3 protein-coding genes are annotated in these 1,699 nt (G+C 43.4%); all 3 read left to right on the forward strand.

From position 1 onward, the window contains the following. Positions 1 to 107: 107 nt before the first annotated feature. The 3 genes from ispH to L0J61_RS10695 all read left to right on the forward strand — a co-directional run bounded on the left by ispH (position 108) and on the right by L0J61_RS10695 (position 1,661). Positions 108 to 1,064, forward strand: coding sequence for a 4-hydroxy-3-methylbut-2-enyl diphosphate reductase (gene ispH, locus L0J61_RS10685; RefSeq protein WP_301466417.1), 957 nt, complete (start codon positions 108 to 110; stop codon positions 1,062 to 1,064). Position 1,065: 1 nt separating this feature from the next. Further along, a complete protein-coding gene (locus tag L0J61_RS10690; RefSeq protein WP_301466418.1) occupies positions 1,066 to 1,311 on the forward strand; it encodes a hypothetical protein in 246 nt (81 codons plus the stop codon). Positions 1,312 to 1,481: 170 nt separating this feature from the next. Then, a complete protein-coding gene (locus L0J61_RS10695; RefSeq protein ID WP_301466419.1) occupies positions 1,482 to 1,661 on the forward strand; it encodes a hypothetical protein in 180 nt (59 codons plus the stop codon). Positions 1,662 to 1,699 lie beyond the last annotated feature (38 nt).

Consider the following 1,699-nt stretch of genomic DNA (forward strand, 5'->3'; position numbering starts at 1 on the left):
AATTAGGCTAAAGTAACGTATGAGTGTTATCCCAATATTGGGGTTACAGCTTTTGAAGCTATATTTTCAATGTTTTAAATATAAATTATCTAATGATAGGCCTTTTTATGCAAATTTATCTTGCTAATCCGCGTGGGTTTTGTGCTGGTGTGGATCGTGCGATTGCGATTGTAAACCAAGCGTTGACACGTTTCGAGCCTCCTATTTATGTCCGTCATGAGGTGGTGCACAATAAATTTGTGGTTTCAGACTTGGCCAATCGCGGTGCCGTATTTGTTGAAGAGCTTGATGAAGTCCCAGATGGATCCATCGTTATTTTTTCAGCACATGGTGTGTCAAAAGCTGTTGAAGATGAAGCCGAACGTCGAGACTTGACAGTATTTGATGCCACTTGTCCGCTCGTCACCAAGGTGCATATTGAAGTCGCTAAATTTGCCCGAGATGGCATGGACGCGGTGTTGATAGGTCATGCTGGGCACCCAGAGGTAGAGGGCACCATGGGTCGATTCAACCGCGGTCACGGTGGTCACATTCACTTGGTCGAAGATGAGAGCGATGTCGAAGCCCTGACAGTGCAAGATGCTGAGCGTTTGGCGTTTGTTACTCAAACCACGCTCTCGATGGATGACACGGCGCGCGTCATTGATGCCTTGCGCGATAAATTCCCGAGTATTCAAGGGCCGCGGAAAGACGATATCTGCTATGCCACTCAAAACCGACAGGATGCCGTTAAAGATTTGGCAGGTCGTTGTGAAGTGGTTTTAGTCGTTGGTTCACCCAACTCATCAAACTCGAATCGTCTGCGTGAGCTGGCAGAGCGCATGAATTGTCGCGCGTATTTAATTGATAATGCCAGTGAAATGAATAAAAGCTGGTTGGAAGGCGTTCAGAGTATAGGTGTCACGGCAGGGGCTTCAGCGCCCGAGGTATTGATTCAAGAAGTACTACAGCAGTTGCAAGACTGGGGAGGTTCTTTGCCAAGCGAGCTGTCGGGTATTGAGGAAAACGTGACATTTAGTTTACCAAAAGCGTTACGTATACCAGTCACGCAGGTGGGTAAATGATATGAGACAGAAGAAAAGAAAGTTTGTTTTGGCAGAGGCGACTCTCGAAGAAATTAATAAGCAATTAAAAATAAACGTGCTTGCTATCATCATGCTGGTATTGATGTTGGTACTCAATACCACACAATTCATGAAAGATTATAGTCTGCTATATGGCACCCTCATCGTTATTATGGCATTTTTTCTATTTGTGATGATCAAGAGTCGTACGCTACTGAACATGAGAAAACAAGAGCTTGCTAAGTAAAAAGGAGGTACAACAGAATAGGTAAAAATTAAGTATCGGTATTTTTGCAATGAAGACGGACAAAAGGAAGTTTCGTCGTTGAACCGAAAATCGCAGTTGGATAACTAGACCTCTTGCAAAAGTAGCAAAGGGAATTAAAATAAGAAGACGCTCATAACTTTTTAGGAACCATGCCAAACATAGATAAGCTACTCAAACAAAGTGACGCTGGTTTTAAACGCTATACAGGCATTCATAAAGCCACCTTTTATGACATGCTTGAGGCCATGCAAGAGCATGAAGCATCTAAAACCAAATCAGGCAGACCAAGCCTGCTCAGTCTTAAAGCACAAATACTAGGGGCTGTATAGAATTGAGAAAACATTGAAAAAAATAAGCAACGCCTTAC

It is taken from the genome of Psychrobacter sp., from assembly GCF_030457785.1.
Lineage (GTDB): Bacteria > Pseudomonadota > Gammaproteobacteria > Pseudomonadales > Moraxellaceae > Psychrobacter.